At 61.4% G+C, this 18,632-nt stretch carries 13 protein-coding genes and 1 tRNA gene; 4 read left to right on the top strand and 10 right to left on the bottom strand.

The annotated features are described in order from the left end of the window. Positions 1-3: 3 nt before the first annotated feature. The 4 genes from AB5Z20_RS00920 to AB5Z20_RS00905 form a co-directional block, all read right to left on the bottom strand. Entirely contained in the window at positions 4-753 is a 750-nt protein-coding gene (locus AB5Z20_RS00920) for a sugar transferase (RefSeq protein WP_368155899.1), read from the bottom strand. Between the two features lie 81 nt (positions 754-834). Continuing rightward, positions 835-1,425 (bottom strand): hypothetical protein, encoded by a 591-nt coding sequence (locus tag AB5Z20_RS00915; RefSeq protein ID WP_368155897.1) that lies wholly within the window; start codon positions 1,423-1,425, stop codon positions 835-837. A 447-nt stretch (positions 1,426-1,872) separates the two neighbouring features. Next, positions 1,873-3,636 (bottom strand): threonine--tRNA ligase, encoded by a 1,764-nt coding sequence (thrS, locus tag AB5Z20_RS00910; RefSeq protein ID WP_368155896.1) that lies wholly within the window; start codon positions 3,634-3,636, stop codon positions 1,873-1,875. Positions 3,637-3,853: 217 nt separating this feature from the next. Further along, a complete protein-coding gene (locus AB5Z20_RS00905; RefSeq protein WP_089571655.1) occupies positions 3,854-4,285 on the bottom strand; it encodes a double zinc ribbon domain-containing protein in 432 nt (143 codons plus the stop codon). Positions 4,286-5,155: 870 nt separating this feature from the next. Here AB5Z20_RS00905 and AB5Z20_RS00900 point away from each other — a divergent pair. From AB5Z20_RS00900 to AB5Z20_RS00885, 4 genes are all read left to right on the top strand, one after another. Beyond that, positions 5,156-6,619 carry an NAD(P)/FAD-dependent oxidoreductase gene (locus tag AB5Z20_RS00900; protein ID WP_368155894.1) on the top strand — a complete coding sequence of 488 codons (1,464 nt, stop codon included), beginning with the start codon at positions 5,156-5,158 and terminating at the stop codon, positions 6,617-6,619. Between the two features lies 1 nt (position 6,620). Beyond that, entirely contained in the window at positions 6,621-7,976 is a 1,356-nt protein-coding gene (locus AB5Z20_RS00895; RefSeq protein WP_368155892.1) for an NAD(P)/FAD-dependent oxidoreductase, read from the top strand. 4 nt (positions 7,977-7,980) lie between these two features. After that, on the top strand, positions 7,981-8,379 hold the full coding sequence (locus AB5Z20_RS00890) for a DUF1667 domain-containing protein (RefSeq protein WP_368155891.1): 399 nt from the start codon (positions 7,981-7,983) through the stop codon (positions 8,377-8,379). A 467-nt stretch (positions 8,380-8,846) separates the two neighbouring features. Beyond that, complete coding sequence (locus tag AB5Z20_RS00885; RefSeq protein WP_368155889.1) at positions 8,847-9,935, top strand: M24 family metallopeptidase; 1,089 nt, start codon at positions 8,847-8,849, stop codon at positions 9,933-9,935. 324 nt (positions 9,936-10,259) lie between these two features. Here the strand turns inward: AB5Z20_RS00885 and AB5Z20_RS00880 are convergent, their stop codons facing one another. The 6 genes from AB5Z20_RS00880 to AB5Z20_RS00855 all read right to left on the bottom strand — a co-directional run bounded on the left by AB5Z20_RS00880 (position 10,260) and on the right by AB5Z20_RS00855 (position 18,462). After that, on the bottom strand, positions 10,260-11,603 hold the full coding sequence (locus tag AB5Z20_RS00880) for a folylpolyglutamate synthase/dihydrofolate synthase family protein (RefSeq protein ID WP_368155887.1): 1,344 nt from the start codon (positions 11,601-11,603) through the stop codon (positions 10,260-10,262). Between the two features lie 280 nt (positions 11,604-11,883). Then, positions 11,884-14,580: a valine--tRNA ligase gene (locus tag AB5Z20_RS00875; protein ID WP_368155886.1), complete on the bottom strand. Its 2,697-nt coding sequence runs from the start codon at positions 14,578-14,580 to the stop codon at positions 11,884-11,886. 210 nt (positions 14,581-14,790) lie between these two features. Then, positions 14,791-16,203 (bottom strand): ATP-dependent Clp protease ATP-binding subunit ClpX, encoded by a 1,413-nt coding sequence (gene clpX / locus AB5Z20_RS00870; RefSeq protein WP_368155884.1) that lies wholly within the window; start codon positions 16,201-16,203, stop codon positions 14,791-14,793. A 1-nt stretch (position 16,204) separates the two neighbouring features. Continuing rightward, the gene (locus AB5Z20_RS00865) at positions 16,205-16,825 is read right to left on the bottom strand and encodes an ATP-dependent Clp protease proteolytic subunit (RefSeq protein ID WP_022095182.1); all 621 of its coding nucleotides are present in this window, start codon (positions 16,823-16,825) and stop codon (positions 16,205-16,207) included. Between the two features lie 163 nt (positions 16,826-16,988). Next, complete coding sequence (gene tig / locus AB5Z20_RS00860) at positions 16,989-18,290, bottom strand: trigger factor (protein ID WP_368155883.1); 1,302 nt, start codon at positions 18,288-18,290, stop codon at positions 16,989-16,991. A gap of 88 nt (positions 18,291-18,378) precedes the next feature. Continuing rightward, positions 18,379-18,462: transfer RNA gene (locus tag AB5Z20_RS00855), tRNA-Leu, on the bottom strand. Between the last annotated feature and the right edge of the window lie 170 nt (positions 18,463-18,632).

Genomic DNA, 18,632 nt, shown 5'->3' with positions numbered 1-18,632 from the left:
CATCTAGCACGCACCCTTGCCGGTGATGACCTCGATCACCGTGAGGACGACGATCTTGAGATCGGTGATGACGCCTCGGCTGGCGATGTACTCCAGGTCTCGGCGGACCATGCCGTCGAACCCGGTCGAATTGCGCTCCGTCACCTGCCACCAGCCGGTGATCCCGGGCTTCACGGCCAGGCGCTGCAGGTCGTACTCGGTGTACTCCGCCACCTCGTTCGGCAGAGGCGGGCGCGGGCCGACGACGGACATCTGGCCCAGGAACACGTTCAGGAACTGCGGGAACTCGTCGATGGAGTGCTTGCGGATGAACCTGCCGATCTTGGTGACGCGCGGGTCGTCCCTCATCTTGAACATGGCGCCGGCGATCTCGTTCTGCCCCTTGAGCTCGACGAGGCGCTTGTCGGCGTCTTTGAACATGCTGCGGAACTTCCACATGCGGAAGGTGGAAAGGCTGCCGTCGCGGTGGGTCTGGCCCACGCGGATCTGGCTGTAGAACGGGTTGCCCTCGCTCTCCAGGCGGATGGCGGCGGCCAGCACCAGGCTGGGTATGGCGATGGCGGCCAGCACGCAGCCGCTGAACACGATGTCAAAGGCGCGCTTTACGGCCCTGTAGCCCAGGCGCGTACGGTCCCAGTCCTTCACGGCCTGCATGGCTTTGTAGCGAACGCCCACCTCGCCACCGCTCATGGCCTGGGCAACAAACGCGGCCCCCACCGGCGCGTTTTGCCCTGTCATTTCTTTAGTAGTCAAACTCAAATCCACGTCCCTGTCCCCAGGGATCCCCCAATCGATGAATTCAAATTGCGAATGAATTGCCAGTGCGACGTCCCCTTACGTCTTACTTGGCACGTCCAACGGAAGCAGCTCTCTAAAAGCGGAGTCACCTTCGCCCACGTCTACCAGGCACCAGCGCTTATGACGGTCAATCTTCTTTACACGGGCCTCTTGCCCCACCAAGGGCCCCTGCTCTATGTGCAGCACACCGTCTTCTATGCGCGCCACGCTGTTGCGCACCACGCCGTCGTCGTCGAGCACGCTGCGGTACCAGTCCTGCGCATCGTCCGGCATGGGCGCGTAGGCCCGCTCCCTGCTGCCGGCAATGCGGCAGCCAAAGCTCAGCTGGGCCAAAGCCTTGTCGAGCATGGCAGCATCGCGCGTGGCGACGAAGAAGTATTCCTTGTACATGGGTTTGGTTTGAAGCGACCAGGTGCCGTCCCGCTTAAACCAGAACTCCTTTTGCATCACGAAAGCGTCCTGCATCAGCTCATGCGGGATAATGCGGCGAACCTTTTCGCAGGTCTCGCGCTCTTTACCGTTGGGGGTGTGGACCAGATACCAGCGGACACGGCCTTGCTGGCTGTTGGTGACGGCGCCACTAAAGGCGCCGGGCAGCTGCTCTTGTCGCCGCATCGTCTGTTCCATCTCTCGCCCCTTAACTTGCATCCGCGACGCATGCGAATACAGAGCGTTAAGAACAGGCTTCTCGCTCGCAGCTAGGCGCAGTCGCAAAAGTACAGTTTTTCGTATCTTTCGACGAAGCTCATTATACGAATAAATCCAGACCGTTTTCCCAGATTGCGTAAATTGCGGCGCGAGCGGACGCATCTCCATACCCCACTACAAAAATCTGTACATTTTTGCGCAACAAACAAGCCGCTCTACCAGCGGCTTTTCCCGTATTGAGGCAATAATACTTTTTTATGGGGTCATTTTGTTTTGGCAAACGGTTACGGGGCTTGTCGGCATATTGTGAGCGTTGCGCAACTGCAACTAACTCTTCCCAGCCCCACGCTCGGCATAAAAAACGCGGCTGCCCCAACAGGTGGGACAGCCGCGCATGCGTGCGGTTTATAAACCTATGAGCTCGCCTTAGGCGCGAGTCTTGATCTCCTCGAGCACCTTGGCCACAAACTCGTCAACGCTCATCTGAACGGTCTCATTGGAACGATCGCGGACGGAGATGTTGCCGGCCTCGACCTCCTTCTCGCCCAGGATGAGCATATAGGGCACGCGGTCGATGCTGCGGGCCTCGCGGATCTTGTAGCCGATCTTCTCGTCGCGGTCGTCGCAGACCACACGGATGCCGGCCTCCTCCAGCTTGGCGCATACCTCGTGGGCGTAGTCGCGGCTCTTCTCCGAGACGGGAAGCGCCTTGACCTGCACGGGAGCCAGCCAAGTGGGGAACTTGCCCGCAAAGTGCTCAATCAGAATACCGATGAAGCGCTCGATGGAGCCAAAGCACACGCGATGCAGCATGATGGGGCGCTTCTTGGTGCCGTCGGCGTCCACGTACTCCAGGTCAAAGTTGAGCGGCATCTGGAAGTCGAGCTGGACGGTGCCGCACTGCCAGGTACGACCGAGCGAGTCCTCCAGGTGGAAGTCAATCTTGGGGCCGTAGAAGGCGCCGTCGCCCTCGTTGACCTCGTAGTCCATGTGCAGCTGCTCCAGAGCGGTGCGCAGGCCCTCCTCGGCGCGAGCCCAGTCCTCGTCCGAACCCATGGAGTCCTCGGGGCGGGTGGAAAGCTCAACATGGTACTTAAAGCCAAACTTCTGGTACACGGAGTCGATGAGGTTGACCACGCCCACGATCTCGTCGGTCAGCTGGTCGGGACGCACAAACAGGTGGGCGTCGTCCTGGTTAAAGCAGCGCACGCGGAACAGACCGTGCAGGGCGCCGCGCAGCTCGTGGCGGTGCACCAGGCCAATCTCGCCGGCGCGAATGGGCAGCTCGCGATAGGAGTGCGGCTTGGAGGCGTACACCAGCACGCCGCCCGGGCAGTTCATGGGCTTAATGCAGTACTCTTCGTCGTCGATGACGGTGGAGTACATGTTGTCCTTGTAGTGGTCCCAGTGGCCCGAGGTCTTCCACAGCTGCTTGTTCATGATGAGCGGCGTGGAGATCTCCACGTAGCCGGCCTTGTGGTGAATCTCGCGCCAGTAGTCCAGCAGCGTGTTCTTAAGGATCATGCCGTTGGGCAGGAAGAACGGGAAGCCGGGGGCCTCGTCGCGCATCATAAAGAGGTCCATCTCGCGGCCGATCTTGCGGTGGTCGCGCTTCTTGGCCTCCTCCAGCATGTGCATGTGCTCGTCGAGCTCCTCCTTGGTGGCAAAGGCGACGCCGTTGATGCGCGTGAGCATCTTATTGTCCTTGTCGCCCTTCCAGTAAGCGCCCGAGACGCCGGTGAGCTTAAAGGCCTTCAGCGCCTTGGTGTAGCAGATGTGGGGGCCGACGCACATGTCGATGTAGTCGCCCTGCTGGTAGAAGGTGATGCGGGCGTCGTCGTCCAGGTCGCCGATGTGCTCGACCTTGTACTTCTCGCCGCGCTCCTCCATAAGGGCGATGGCCTCGGCGCGGGGCTTCTCGCACACGGAGAACTTGAGGTTCTCCTTGACGATCTTCTTCATCTCGGCCTCGATCGCGGGGAAGTCGTCCTCGCTGATCTTGACGCCCTCGGGCAGGTCGACGTCGTAGTAGAAGCCGTTGTCGGTCGCGGGGCCGTAGGCAAAGTCGGCCTCGGGGTACAGGCGCTTGATGGCCTGCGCCATGATGTGCGCGGCGGAGTGGCGGATGACGTGCGTGACCTCGTCCTGCGGGAGCTCGGCCACCGAACCGTCATTGTAGAGTGCCTTCATGGGTATGTTTTCTCCTCTCGGATGCCTAATGCAAGTGCGTGCGATGCGCTCGGCGTTTTTGACTTGCATCATTATAGGCAGGTTGCCTTGGTATACAAGCGCCCGCCGCACCTTAATGGCACGGCGGGCGATTTTCTACGCATGCTTCATCGTGTGGGGGCGGGGTGCGCGTGCTTGCGGCACGCCCGTGGCTTACGCCGGCCCGGCGATGGATGCGTTACTGGATGCGAGTTCGGCAGTAGGGGCAGACCTTCCAGTGCGCGTCGAGCGGGCGATGGCAGCTGGGGCACACGTTGCGAACCTGGGTGTCGCACACGGGGCAGACGACAAAGTCCTTCTCGATGGGCGCGCCGCACTGCGGGCAGGTGCCGTACTGGGCAAGCTGGCGCTCGCGCAGGGCCATGTCCAGCTCCTGCTCCTCGCGGTCGGCCGCGTAGGAGTGCGGGCGCAGGACCAGGTAGGCGATGAGGCCCACAAACGGGATCAGGGCGATGATGCCCCATGCCACGTAGGCGCTGGCGCCGCGGCGGCGAGCGTCGATGAACACATAGACGACCGACAGCACGTACAGGGCGATGATAAAGCCCACGAAGGCATAGATGACGCCCATAAGCTGCGGCGACATGAGCTCGTTGATGTATTTGGACATTGAGGTGTACCTTTCGGAATATTTACAGTCCGGTCAAGTTTACCACGGGGTTTGTTTATATGGGACCACGGCTGGATACGGGGCTGGCGCGGACACAAACATCTCAATCTGTAACAGGTGGAGGCGGAATCCGGGTCTAGATGTTACAGATCGAGACACAGGGGTCCCTCCCCGACTTCAATCTCGATCTGTAACATCCTGAGCCCCAAAACCCCTTTTACTGTTACAGATCAAGATGAACGGACAGACCGCCCGATGATTATCTCAATCTGTAACATCTAGAACCCAAATCCACAGCTAACTGTTACAGATCGAGACAAAGACAACCGCCCAAACAGAATGTCTCAATCTGTAACAACTACTCGGCAAAAACAGTCCCAGATGCTACAGATTTAGACAAACCCTTCTCTCCCCGACTTAAATCTCGATCTGTAACATCTAGAACCCAAAAACAGTTCTTGCTGTTACAGATCGAGACATTCAAAATCCGTCGGAAAGTTTGTCTCAACCCGTAACAGAAAGGGTCCAAAAACCCTGCCAGCTGTTACAGATCGAGACATACACATAACCGGACGGGCTAACGTCTCGATCTGTAACACGTAGGACCACAATCCCCCCCTCCTACTGCTACAGATCAAGACGAACGTGCGTCTGTGGACTTAACGTCTCGATCTGTACCAGGTAACGGCGCAGAACGCGAGGTTGGGCGGGAAGAACTCGGTTCTAACGTGGCCGGCATCCGTGCCGGGCCGGCCCTCGCCTGCCGTTGGCGGGTGTTGCGGGGCTGTTCGCCGCATTGCCGCTGCGCTGGGGGTGTGCAGACCGTAGGATAGTCTTATTGACAGCCTGTCAACTTGTCTGGGAGGCACTGTGACGGAAACGTTTGATATCGCGATTGTGGGCGCGGGCATTACCGGGTGCGCCATCGCGCGGCAACTCGCGCGCTATGACCTGTCCATTTGCGTGGTCGAGGCGGCCAACGACATCGCCCTGGGCGCGTCGAAGGCCAACGGCGGCCTGGTGCACGCCGGCTACGATCCGGCTCCAGGCACGGTAAAGGCGCAGGTCAACGCTCGTGGTTGCGAGCTATATGGCACGTGGGCCCAGGAGCTAGGCTTTTTGTTCCGCCGGACCGGGTCGATGGTGCTGGGGTTTAACGACGAAGACCGCGCACACCTGGAGAAGCTGCGCCAGAATGGCCTGGCCAACGGCGTGCCCGAGCTGTCGATTGTCGGCCCCGAGCGCATCCACGAGCTGGAGCCGCGTGCGAGTGCCCAGGCCACGTGCGCACTATGGTGTCCCTCGACCGGTTTTGTCGATCCATTTGAGGTCGCCATCGCCGCGCTGGAGAACGCAGTTGCCAACGGCGTGACGTTTATGCGGTCCGCGCCGGTGGAAGCGATTGAGGTTGCTAGTGGCGAGGCTACCGACGGGGCTGCGCGCTTTACGCTGGTAACGCCTGCCGGCGATGTGCTCTGCCGTTATCTGATCAACGCCGCGGGCAACGGCGCCGCCGACATCTCGCATATGGCGGGCGCCGAGGAGTTCCAGATGGTCTGGCGCCAGGGAAACATTGTGGTGCTGGACAAGGAGCCGCGCGCGCTGATGCCGCTCTACCCCGTGCCCACGCCGGTGTCCAAGGGCGTTATCGTCACAGGCACGGTCCACGGCAACACCGTGATCACCGCGACCGCTGCCGTGCGCGAGCCGGGCGACACACAGACTTATGCGAGCGATGTGAACGCGCTGCTGACGGGAGCACGCAAGCTGGTGCCCGATCTGGACACGCGTCGCGTGGTACGCGCATTCGCCGGCGGGCGTCCGGTCATTAAGGGAACGAACGACTTCTTTATTGGGCAGTCCGCCGTGGTGCCGGGGCTGTTTCAGGCGGCGGGCATTCAGTCGCCAGGCGTGGCGAGCGCGCCGGCCATTGCCGAGCGCATGGAGCACGTGATGCGCGAGGCGGGCGTTGCTTTGCGCGAACGGGCCGACTGGGACCCGATTCGCCGCGCGCCGGACGACTTCGACCGTGCGCCGCTTGCGCGCAAGGAGGAACTCATTGAGTCCGACCCTGCATGGGGGCAGATCGTCTGCCGCTGCGAGACGGTGCCCGAGGCCGAGATTGTAGCCGCGATCCGACGCCGCCCGGGTGCGGTTTCGCTCGAGGGCGTCAAACGCCGCTGTCGCGCGGGCATGGGCCGCTGCCAGAGCGGCTTTTGCCAGAGCCGCGTGGTGGCGATTCTGGCCCGTGAGCTGGGGTGTGACCCCAGCGAGGTGCTGCTGGAGGACACTGGCTCGTGGCTCGTTGAGGGACCTTTGAAGGGGGTGCGCTAGGATGGCGGAATTCAAATCGAGCGCGATTGCTAGCGATGCCGTTGAGGCAGTACCTACGCTGGCCTTCGACGTGATTGCTATCGGCGGCGGACCTGCCGGCATGGCTGCCGCACTTGCCGCGCATAAGGCCGGCGCGCGCGTGGCTATCGTGGAGCGTGAGCAGCACTTGGGCGGCATCCTGCGCCAGTGCATCCACCCCGGCTTTGGCCTATCGCACTTTAAGCAGGAGTTAACCGGCCCCGAGTATGCGCAGCGCTTTATCGACCAGGTGCGCGCGACCAACATTGCGTTGTTCTTGGACAGCATGGTACTTGAGATTGATTCGGGTGAGTCCACGGAAGACGCCGAGGCCCACACCGTCACGCTCATGAGCCCCACCGGCATGTTGCAGCTCACCGGGCACGCGGTCGTCCTTGCCATGGGTTGCCGCGAGCGCACCCGCAGCGAGATCAAGATCCCCGGCAGCCGCCCCGCCGGCGTGTTTACGGCCGGCCTGGCGCAGCGATACATCAATATCGAGAACCTCAAACCCGGCTCTCGCGCCGTCATTTTGGGCTCGGGCGACATCGGGCTGATCATGGCACGCCGTTGCACGCTCGAGGGGATTTCCGTCGAGGGCGTGTACGAGCTCATGCCCTACGCCAACGGCCTGCGCCGCAATGTGAAGAACTGCCTGGACGACTTTGGCATTCCGCTGCACCTGTCCACCACCGTCACACGTGTGATCGGGCACGACCGCGTGGAGGCCGTCGAAGTGAGCCAGGTCGACGAGCATCTGGCGCCCATTCCGGGAACCGAGCGCATCGTTCCGTGCGACACGCTACTGCTTTCGGTGGGCCTGATTCCCGAGAACGAGCTTTCGGTTGCCGCAGGCGTTGAACTTGACCCACGCACGCGCGGCGCTGTGGTGGACCAGAGTCTGCAAACGGGCGTGCCGGGCATTTTTGCCTGCGGCAACGTGCTGCACGTGCACGACCTAGCCGATAACGTGACGACCGAGTCCGAGCGTGCCGGTGCGGCAGCGGCGGCGTGGGCGTTGGGCGGCGACGCAGGGGCAAACGCTGCGGGCACGGGTTGCCAGCTCACGGTCTCCCCCGCCGGCATCGCAGGCTACGCACTGCCGGGCCGCATTACGACCGTCGGGCTCACTAAGCTCAACTTCCGCGTACGCCGACCGGTCGATGCCGCCCGCGTACGTATCCTGGCAGGCGACGAGGAACTGTTTGCAGGCAAGATCCGCCCGTTTAAACCGAGCGTCATGGAGAGCTTCCCGCTACCGGCAAAGGTGATTCAGCGCGCACTCGACCTAGGCGCCAACGAGATAGTCCTGTCCGTCGATCCCGTCGAGGAGGTATAACGTCATGAGCACGAATGTGATCGAGTCGCTGCAGTTCAACTGCACCACCTGCCCATCCGAATGCCTCCTGACCGTGGAGGTCGAGCGCGGCGCAGACGGTGCCGTGGTAGAGGTGCGCTCCGTGACCGGAAACAGCTGCCCGCGCGGTGATAAATTCGCGCACCAGGAGCTCACCTGCCCCATGCGCGTGCTCACCACCACCGTGGCCGTATCCGGCGGCGACGAGGCGCTGCTGCCCGTGCGCACGGCCGAAGCCATCCCGCTCGAACTCCACGCCCAGGCGATGGACCTCATCCGCGGCTTGGTCGTCAATGCCCCCATCAGCATGGGCGACGTCGTGCTGGAGAACCTCCTCAACACCAACATCGACCTCATCGCCAGCATGGACATCGACCTCGCCTAAGTAGCCCATTTGGGACGGGACTCTTTTAACTACCCCACCATCAACTCCATCCCCTCCTCAGTTGCGGTGAAATGGTTCCTGATTTCCGCCAAAACCCCGGCATCCAGGAACTATTCCACCGCAACTATCCTTGGAATCGGTATTTAGCTTGTGCCTACTTTAGTGCCATTTCAAAACTATGCCGGATTACGGGGCTGATTCGGAGACCCCCATCCATACCGGCTTTTTTCGATTTTTGATAAGCCGTCTACCTGCGGTTTTAATTTCGCGATTATTCCCATGGTCAAGTAATACAGGTCCAGCCCCGTAATCCGCCATAGTTTTGAAACCAGCCCATTTGGAACGGCCTCTTGTGACTACTTTTACCTATCATTCCGCATGTTTGACGCAGCTAAAATAGCCCCTTCCCAAATTGACCACCCTGGCATTAGGGATACCATGGTGGCACCCTAGCGAAAGGATGTTTCATGGCACATGTCGATGACCAGCGCGTGGCGCGCGTGCTCGATGCGCTCGAGGCTCAACACCCCGGCGCGCAGTTGCTCGTGAATGACCCGTGGTCGATCTACTATCTGACCGGCTTTTATGCCGATATGTTCGAACGATTTTGTGGCGTGCTGCTCACGCGCGATGCCGAGCCGGTGATCTTGGTCAACGCCCTGCATCAGCTGCCCGAGTACGACAATGCCCGCGTGGCCTACCACAACGACACCGACGTCGTGACCGACGCCATCGCACGCGAGATCAATCCTGCCAAGCCCCTCGGCATCGATACCGTTATGCGCTCAGGCTTTTTGATGCCCCTTATAGATCATCATGCCGCGAGCGAGTTCTTCCTGGGCGACTTTGCCGTCACCGCCGCACGCGCCCACAAGGACGAAGCCGAGCAGGAGCTCATGCGCGTGTCCTCGGCCGCCAACGACGCCGTGATGGCCGACGCCATCAAGCTCGTTCACGAAGGCGTGACAGAGCGCGAAATTGCCGACCAGATGCTCGGTCTGTACCGCAATCACGGCTGCGAGGGCTTTAGCTTTCCGCCCATCGTAAGCTTTGGCGCCAACGCCGGCGACCCGCATCACGAGCCCGACGACACCGTACTCAAGCGCGGTGACGTGGTGCTGTTCGACATTGGTGGACGTCGCCGCAACTACTGCTCGGACATGACGCGCACGTTCTTTTGGGGCGAGCCGGACGAGGAAACCGCACGCATCTACGACATCGTGCGCCGCGCCAACGAGGCCGCCGAGGCGCTCATCGCCCCGGGCGTGCGCATGTGCGACCTGGACCGTGCCGCGCGCGACGTGATTGAGGACGCTGGCTATGGGCAGTTCTTTACGCACCGCCTGGGACACTCGATCGGTCTGCAGGACCACGAGCCTGGTGACGTTTCCCTTGTCAACGAGCAGGTCGTAGAGCCGGGCATGACATTCTCCATCGAGCCGGGCATCTACCTCCCCGGCCACACCGGCGTCCGCATCGAGGACCTTGCCCTGGTCACCGAGTCCGGCGTCGAGATTCTCAACGGCTACCCCCACGACCCAGTCCGCCTCGACTAGCCCTTACCCAATAGCCCCTCAATTAGTTGCGGTGGAATAGTTCCCAGATTGGCCCACAGAGGCATAATCCAGGAACTATTTCACCGCAACTGCCATGGGGCCAAGTCGACCAATTTGACAGTCTAGAGATGCGCCACGAAAACGGGCTATCTACTACGTTTAATCCACATGGGTCGACCACACCCGCGTTTTCTCAAAACTGGCAAGCCATCTACCTGCGGTTTTGCTTTCGTAATTCTCAGCGTGGTCGAGGGCAGTCGATTAAACGTAGTAGATAGGCCCATTTCGTGGCAAGCATGCCAATTAGCTGCCCACCAAAAGAGGTTAGCGCAGCAGACCGGCAACTTCGCCGGCTAACGTGATGGTGCCGGCTGCTACGAAGGGCTCGCCCGCGGCTTCGAAAGCTGCGAGGGCTTCGGATACGCTGGGGTATACGCCCGCGAGCTTGTCGGCATCCACCAGGGCAGCGAGCTCCTCTGCCGGCAGGGCACGATCGGAATCGGTCTGCGTTACGACCACACGCGGGAAAGCCGGAATCAGCACATCGACGATACCCGCCACGTCCTTATCGGCCAGCGCGGCACACAGCAGCGTGGGGCGGTTCTCCACGCACGGATCGATCTCGTCCAGCGCGCTCACAAAGTTCTCGCAGCTCTGAGGGTTATGGCAGGCATCGATCAGCTTGAGCGGATCAGTTCCCAGCACATCAAATCGGCCCGGCGTGGGACAGCCCATAAGCGACGCATCGAGCTTGTCATGATCGAGCTCGCGACCCAGGTACCCCTCGCAAAGCATAATCGCGCACGCGGCATTCTGCGGCTGATACGCCGGCTTGACCATACTCGACGTATAGATCGCGCGCGGCGTGGTGCAGCTAAACTCCACCGTATCGCCCACATGCGCCGGCACCTTGGTCGTGGCGTGGCTCACCACCAGCGGAACCACACCGCACTCGCGACAACGGGCATCCATCACGCGCTGAACGCTCGCCTCGTGCGTACCCTCGCCCAGCACAACCAAGCGTCCGGGCTTGATGACCGCAGCCTTCTCCCCCGCAATGGCCTCGAGCGTGTCGCCCAGGACACGCGTGTGGTCGAGCCCGATGCCGGTGATGGCAACGGCGACGGGATCGGTCGCACTCGTGGCGTCCCAACGGCCGCCCATGCCGACCTCGAGCACAGCAACGTCCACTGCAGCCTCGGCAAACACCACCAGCGCGGCAGCCGTCAGCAGGTCAAACGGTGTGATGGTATAGGCGCGCTCCCCCGCCGCCACACGACGAGCATTCACGCGATGTCCAGCCTCAACAGCTGCCGAAACGCCACGGGCAAACGCCTCATCACTCACAACGCGCCCATCGACCTCCATGCGCTCGGGATAGCGCACCAGCTGCGGCGACGTATACAGCGCGGTCTTGAGCCCCTCACCGCGAAGGATGGCAGCCGAAAAACGCGTGGTCGAAGTCTTGCCATTGGTACCGGCAACCTGAATGCAATCGAAATACTCATCCGGACGTCCCAGCTCATCAAGCATATCGACAACCGTCTCAAGCAGAGGACCAGCATCCCCAGAAATCCGCCCAGTATCAGCAGCAAGCCCCACAGCCTCATCAAACGAAAGCAACTCAAACGAGAAAGGAACGACATACGACCCAGAACGCTTAGCCATAACCCAAAGTCTCCAATTACAGAAAAAGAGGCCCATCAAAAAGAATGAGCCCCTCGCGTTGACAATATCAGCCTTTATCCGCTTGCAGCATGATCAAGGCCACAACCCAGTGGCCCTAACCTACCAGTTGTAAACAACCACGTAAACGAAGTAGGAGCGGCCCGATGCTTTGCTCGCCGCAAGTTCCGCACGCAAAGGACAGCACTTAATGTGCTGTCCGTCTTGCGCAGGACTGTCCGCAGCGGAGAGCAAAGCATCGGGACGCGCCCCCAAGTTAGACCTACGAGAAGTCAGCAACCTGAGCAGTCAGCGCCGCCAGGATCTCCTTGAGCTCAGCTGCACGGTCCCTCTTCTTCTGGACCACCGCGGGCGCGGCCTTAGCCACAAAGCCCTCGTTGGCGAGCGTCTTCTCGCAGCCGGCGAGCTCCTTCTGGGCCGCGGCGATCTCCTTCTCCAGGCGTGCCTTCTCGGCCGAAAGGTCAACCTTGCCCTCGAGCACCACAAAGACCTCGACGCCGCTGTCGACCACAGCAATGCTCGCGGCCGGCTTCTCAACGTCGGTGCCCATGACCAGCGAAGCCGTGTTCGCCAGCGGCTCAATCGTGGAGCGCAGGCTCTCGAGCTTCTCGATGTCCTCGGCACCGGCACGCACGACCACGTCGAGCTCGGCCTTGGGGCTCAAGCGATAGCGCGAACGCGTGGCGCGGGCGGCGGAAACGACGGTGCGGCACAGCTCAAACGCGCGCTCGGCGTCCTCGTCGACGTACTTGGCGTAATCGGCGGGCTCGGGCCACTTGGCGATCATGAGCGCCTCGGCGCGGTCCACGTTGCCCTCGGCGTCCAGGTCGAGCACGCTCGCCGGCATGTTGTCCCAGATCTCCTCAGTGACAAACGGCATAAGCGGGTGCATCAGGCGAATGGACGTGTCGAGCACAAAGATCAGGTTGCGCTGCGCCTGCAGACGGCCTTCGCCCTTCAGGCGGGCCTTGGTGACCTCGACGTACCAGTCGCAGACCTCGTTCCAGAAGAACTGCTGCACGCCGCGGGCCATGTCGCCAAAGGTGTAGTTCTCGATACCTTCGGTGACCATCTTGACGGCCTTGGCCAGGCGGCTGAACATCCAGGCGTCAGCCGGCGTCTCCACGACGGGCTCGCCGGGCGTGTAGCCCTCCATGTTCATAAGCAGGAAGCGGCTGGCGTTCCAGATTTTGGTAACAAACGACTTGGCCTGGTCGGTACGCGGGCTGTCGATAAGCTTCTTGGTCTTCTTGTCGATATTCGCGTCGAACTTGACGTCCTGGTTGTTGGTGCACAGCGTGAGCAAGTTGTAGCGCATGGCGTCGGCGCCGTACATACCAATGAGATCCATGGGGTCAACGCCGTTGCCCTTGGACTTGGACATGCGGCTGCCGTCCTTGGCAAGGATCGTCGGGTAGATGACGACGTCCTTAAACGGCACCTCGTCCAGGAAGTACAGCGAGCTCATGACCATGCGGGCGACCCACAGCGCGATGATGTCGCGCGCGGTGACAAGCGCCGTCGTGGGGTGATGGCCCTCGAGCAGCTCCGGCTTTTGCGGCCAGCCCTGCGTGGCGAAGGTCCACAGCTGCGAGCTAAACCACGTGTCCAGCACGTTCTCGTCCTGATGCACGTGATGGCCGCCGCACTTAGGGCACACGTCGGTGTCCTCGGTCAGGGCGTCCTCCCAGCCACAGTCCTCGCAGTAGAACACGGGGATACGGTGGCCCCACCACAGCTGGCGGCTGATGCACCAGTCCTTAAGGTTCTCCATCCAGGTGGTGTAGGTCTGCGTCCAGCGCGCGGGATGGAAGGTGACCTTGCCAGAGTTGACAGCGTCGAGTGCCGGCCCCTTGAGCTTGTCGACGGCGACAAACCACTGCTCGGACAGCCACGGCTCCAGCGCGGCGTCGCAACGGTAGCAATGCATGACGGAGTGGTCGAGGTCCTCGACGTGATCGAGCAGGTCGTGCTCCTCGAACCACTTGATGACGGCCTCGCGGCACTCGTCGCGGTTCATGCCGGTGAACTCGCCGTAGCCCTCGACGACCACTGCGTGCTCGTCGAAGATGTTGATCTGCGGCAGGTCGTGAGCCTGACCCATGGCGTAATCGTTGGGGTCGTGGGCCGGGGTGACCTTAACGAAGCCGGAACCAAAGTTGGCATCGACATGCCAATCCTCAAAGATGGGGATCTCTCGGTCGACAATGGGGAGCTTGACGGTCTTACCCACAAAGGCGGCCTTCTCGGGATCCTTCGGGGAGACAGCGACGCCCGTGTCGCCGAGCATGGTCTCGGGGCGCGTGGTGGCGACGACGATGTAATCCTGGCCGTTGACCGGCTCGGTCAGCGGGTAGCGCAGGTGCCACAGGTGGCCCTTCTCGTCCTTATACTCGGCCTCGTCGTCCGAGATAGCGGTGGTGCAGTTGGGGCACCAGTTGACGATGCGCTTGCCGCGGTAAATCAGACCATCGTGGTACCAGTCGCAGAAGACCTTGCGCACGGCCTGCGCGTAGTCCTCGTCCATGGTAAAGCGCTCGTTGTCGAAGTCGACGGAGCAGCCCATGCGCTTGATCTGCTCGACGATGATGCCGCCGTACTCGTGGGTCCAGTCCCAGCAAGCGTCGACAAACTTATCGCGGCCAATCTCCAGGCGGCTGATGCCCTCACTCTTGAGCTTCTTGTCGACCTTGGTCTGCGTAGCGATACCGGCGTGGTCGGTGCCCAGAACCCAGCGCGTGGACTTGCCGCGCATGCGGGCCATACGGATGATGGCGTCCTGGATGGAGTCGTCGGTGGCGTGACCCATGTGGAGCTTGCCGGTCACATTGGGAGGCGGAATGGTGACGGTGCAGTCGCCCACACCGGCGCGGCGCTTGTAGTAGCCGCCGTCAAGCCACTTCTGCAGGATCGCCGGCTCGTTGGTCGACGGATCGTAGTTCTTGGGCATTTCTTCCATATATCTCTCCCTGTCCCGCCGGGGAGGAATGTAGGCCCGCCAGGGCCTACATTCCTCCCCTTAGGTATCGATTACTTCAGTCTGAACGACTTCGCTGAGGCTTAAACAGACACACAGAATAACACAGGTAGTTGGGGTTATTGCGCATATATAAAATAGCCTCCGACCGCGGGTGGCCGGAGGCTATTAGCAAGCACGTTTTAGGCAGGTCTAGCCGTAGATGCGCTGTGGCTGCTCTTCGCCCTTGACGGCGGCTTCGGTTACGACGACCTTGGCAACGCCCTCCTCGCTGGGGAGGTCGAACATCGTCTGCTGCAGAACGTCCTCGCAGATGGCGCGCAGGCCGCGGGCGCCGGTCTTACGGGCAAGCGCCATGCGGGCGATCTCGTGCAGGGCGGCGTCCTCAAACTCAAGCTCAACGTCCTCGAGCTGGAACATCTTGCGATACTGACGCACCACGGCGTTCTTGGGCTCGGTCAGGATCGACACCAGGTCGTCCTCGTCGAGCGCCTGCGTCTGAGTGACGACGGGCGTACGACCCACGAACTCAGGGATCATGCCAAAGGCGTTGAGGTCCTGCGGGAGCACCTGGCGCAGCAGGTCGTTCTCATCGACCGAAGTGGGGCCGGCGATCTCGGAGTTAAAGCCCACGCCCTTGTTGCCCACGCGGTCGGCGATGATCTTGTCTAGACCAACGAAGGCACCGCCGCAGATGAACAGGATGTTGGTCGTGTCGATCTGCAGCAGCTCCTGCTGGGGATGCTTGCGGCCGCCGGTGGGCGGAACGCTGGCCACCGTGCCCTCAAGAATCTTAAGCAGCGCCTGCTGAACGCCCTCGCCCGAAACGTCACGGGTGATGGAGAGGTTCTCGGCTTTGCGGGCGATCTTGTCGATCTCGTCCACGTAGATGATGCCCACCTGCGCGCGCTCAATATCGCCATCGGCGGCGTTGATGAGCTTGAGCAGGATGTTCTCAACGTCCTCGCCAACGTAACCGGCCTCGGTGAGCGCGGTGGCATCGGCAATGGCAAACGGCACCTCGAGAATGCGCGCGAGCGTCTGGGCCAGCAGCGTCTTACCGGTACCGGTGGGGCCGAGCAGCAGAATATTGGACTTGGCGAGCTCCACCTCGTCCATGTCATCGTCAAACTGGGCGCCCATGCCCGATGCCTCGTCAAGGGCGGACACCGCAGCACCGCCCTCGATCACGCGACGGTAGTGGTTGTACACGGCCACCGACATGGCGCGCTTGGCGTCCTCCTGCCCCATAACATAGGCCGAAAGCTCGTCATAGATCTCGTGCGGTGTCGGCACGTGCGTAATCACCTGACGGTCGTCCTCAAGCTCAAAGCCCTCCGTCTCGGGGTCAACGGCGGGCTGAGACGCAGCCTGGCCGTGGTCGTTGAGAAAACCCGGGAGATTGCCGTTGCGGGCGGCGTCCATAAAGTCCGAAGCCAGCGACTCCTCAAGGATCTCGGAGCAGGCGGCGACGCACTCGTCACAGATAAAGATGTTGGTCGGACCCTTAACAAGGCGGCGAACCTGTCCCTGCTCTTTTCCGCAGAAGGAGCAGCGGATGGGGTTGCCGTTCTCGTCAAAGTTGTCCTGCATGTTACCTGCCATCCTAGGCGTCCTTCGCGGCGAGGTCGCGCGAGGTGACGATACGATCGATCAGGCCGTAGTCGAGGGCCTCGGCAGCGGTCAGGTAGTTGTCGCGCTCGGTATCGGCCTGGACCTTCTCGATGGGCTGGCCCGAAGCGTCGGACAGGATCTGGTTGAGCTCGCGGCGGGTCTTCTTGATCTCCTCGGCCACAATCTCGATCTCGGTCTGCTGGCCCTGGGCACCGCCGCTGGGCTGGTGAATCATGACCTTGGAGTGCGGCAGGCAGAAGCGCTTGCCCTTGGCGCCGGCCGAAAGCAGCACGGCAGCCATGGACGCGGCCATACCCACGCAAATGGTGGAGACCTGCGGCTTAATGAAGTTCATGGTGTCCAGAATCGCCAGGCCGGAGTAGACCTCGCCACCGGGCGAATTGATGTAGAGCGAGATATCCTTCTCGGCATCCTGGCTCTCAAGATGCAGCAGCTGGGCAACGACCAGGTTGGCGCTGACGGAGTTGATCTCCTCGCCCAAGAAAATGATGCGGTCGTTGAGCAGGCGCGAATAGATATCGTAGCTGCGCTCGCCGCGCGGCGTCTGCTCGATAACGTATGGCACGAGGGCGGAATCGAACTTAGCGATCATACGCATCTCCATTTCTCTCTTGCGGACCAAATTGGTTCTAGATAAACGTACGGTGCCCGCATGCTATGCATTGGCTGGCACCGTACGAAGCAACCGGATAACCGGCTTATAACTTTACCCTATCACGGGCGCATCCATGCGCTCGCGGAAAAGGTGGCGAGAATTACTCGGCGTCCTTGGCAGTCTCATCGACCTCGGTCACCTTGGCGTTCTCGACCAGGTGATCGACGGCCTTGGAGCGACGGATGGACTCGCGGACGGCAGGCATGCGGCCATCGGCAATGAACTCGGCCTTGGAAGCCTCGACGTCCTTGACGCCGGCCTTCTCGAACTCGGCGTTGATGTCGTCCTCGGTGACCTCGATCTTGAGCTCACGGGCGAGCGCGTCGAGCGCCAGGGACTCACGGGCAACGTCGTTGGCCTGCTTGTGCAGGTCGCCGATGAACTGCTCCATGGTCAGGCCGGAAGCGGGCAGCCAGGTGTCCAGCGTCATGCCGCGGGCAGCGAGGTTGGACAGGAAGTTCTGACCAAGCTCCTCAAAGACGGACTGCTCATAGTCGGCGTCCATCTCGTCGAGCTGCAGACGCTCGGCGAGAGCGGAGACGCAACGGTTCTCCTTCTCGGCCGGCAGGCGGGAAGCCTTGTCCTGCTCAATCTCGATCTTGATGGCGTCGCGCATAGCGTCGATGCTGTCGAAGCCAAAGTCGGACTTGACGAGCTCGTCGGTGAGCTCGGGGGTGTTGCGGACCTTGATGCCCTTGACGGTGACCTCGACGGTGTGGGTCTCGGCCTCCTCGCCCTCCTCGACCTCGTCGGTCCAAGTGACGGTCTTGACGTCGTCGACGTTAGCGCCGATCAGGGCCTCGTTGAACTCCTTGGGGTTGCTGTCGCTACCGGCGATGAGCATACGGCCCTCGGCGGCGAAGTTGTCGGCGTTCTCGACGGCCTTGAGGTCGACGGTCACGTAGTCGTCAGCCTCGACGGCGCGACCCTCGACGTCCTCGAAGGTGGCACGGTAGTTGAGGAGCATCTCGACCTGGTTGTTGATCTCGGACTCGGTGACCTCCGCGGGAGGCATCTCGATCTCGACGGCGTCGAAGGAGGAGAGCTCAGCGGCAGGACGCAGGGAGAACTCGACGGTGTAGGTGTAGTCCTCGTGATCCTTGGCGAGGTCGAGCTCCTTGTAGTCACCGCTCTTGGTGGGGACGATGTCCAGCTCGTTGAGGACGACGGGCTCGTTGGCGGCAATCAGGTCGTTGGTGGCCTGAGCGAGGGTAGCCTCGGCGCCAAGAGCAGAGTCGATGACCGGACGGGGAGCCTTGCCGGCGCGGAAGCCCGGGAAGCGGTACTTCTTGGCGGTGTCCTTGTAGGCCTTCTTGATCGCGGCGTCGACGTCGGCGGCCGGGATGGTGACCGTAGCGGTGAGCTTGGCGTCCTTGACGTCAGAAGCGGTGATGTTCAACACGTTCCTCCTCATACTGCCCAGCTTATCTGAGGTGCTGGTACCTTTATGCAACAAAGAGTCGCGACGGCGGGAGCCGACGCAGGTGCGTTGGTGCGGGCGAAAGGACTCGAACCTTCACGGGAATCCCACCAGAACCTAAATCTGGCGCGTCTACCAATTCCGCCACGCCCGCATGAGCGCACAGACTAGGAATGATAGCAGATACGAACGGCAAGCGCACGCACACGTTTTACAGGCTCACGACCTCACCACGAGTTACAGCGGAACAGGGTAGCTAATTTGGGACGGGGCTTTTTAGCTACCCCCACAAGCGGGGTAGCTAAAAAAGCCCCGTCCCAAATT

Origin of the sequence: Collinsella aerofaciens (genome assembly GCF_040910245.1) — a bacterium.
Classification (GTDB): Bacteria; Actinomycetota; Coriobacteriia; order Coriobacteriales; family Coriobacteriaceae; genus Collinsella.
This window is presented reverse-complemented; position numbering and strand designations above follow the sequence as displayed.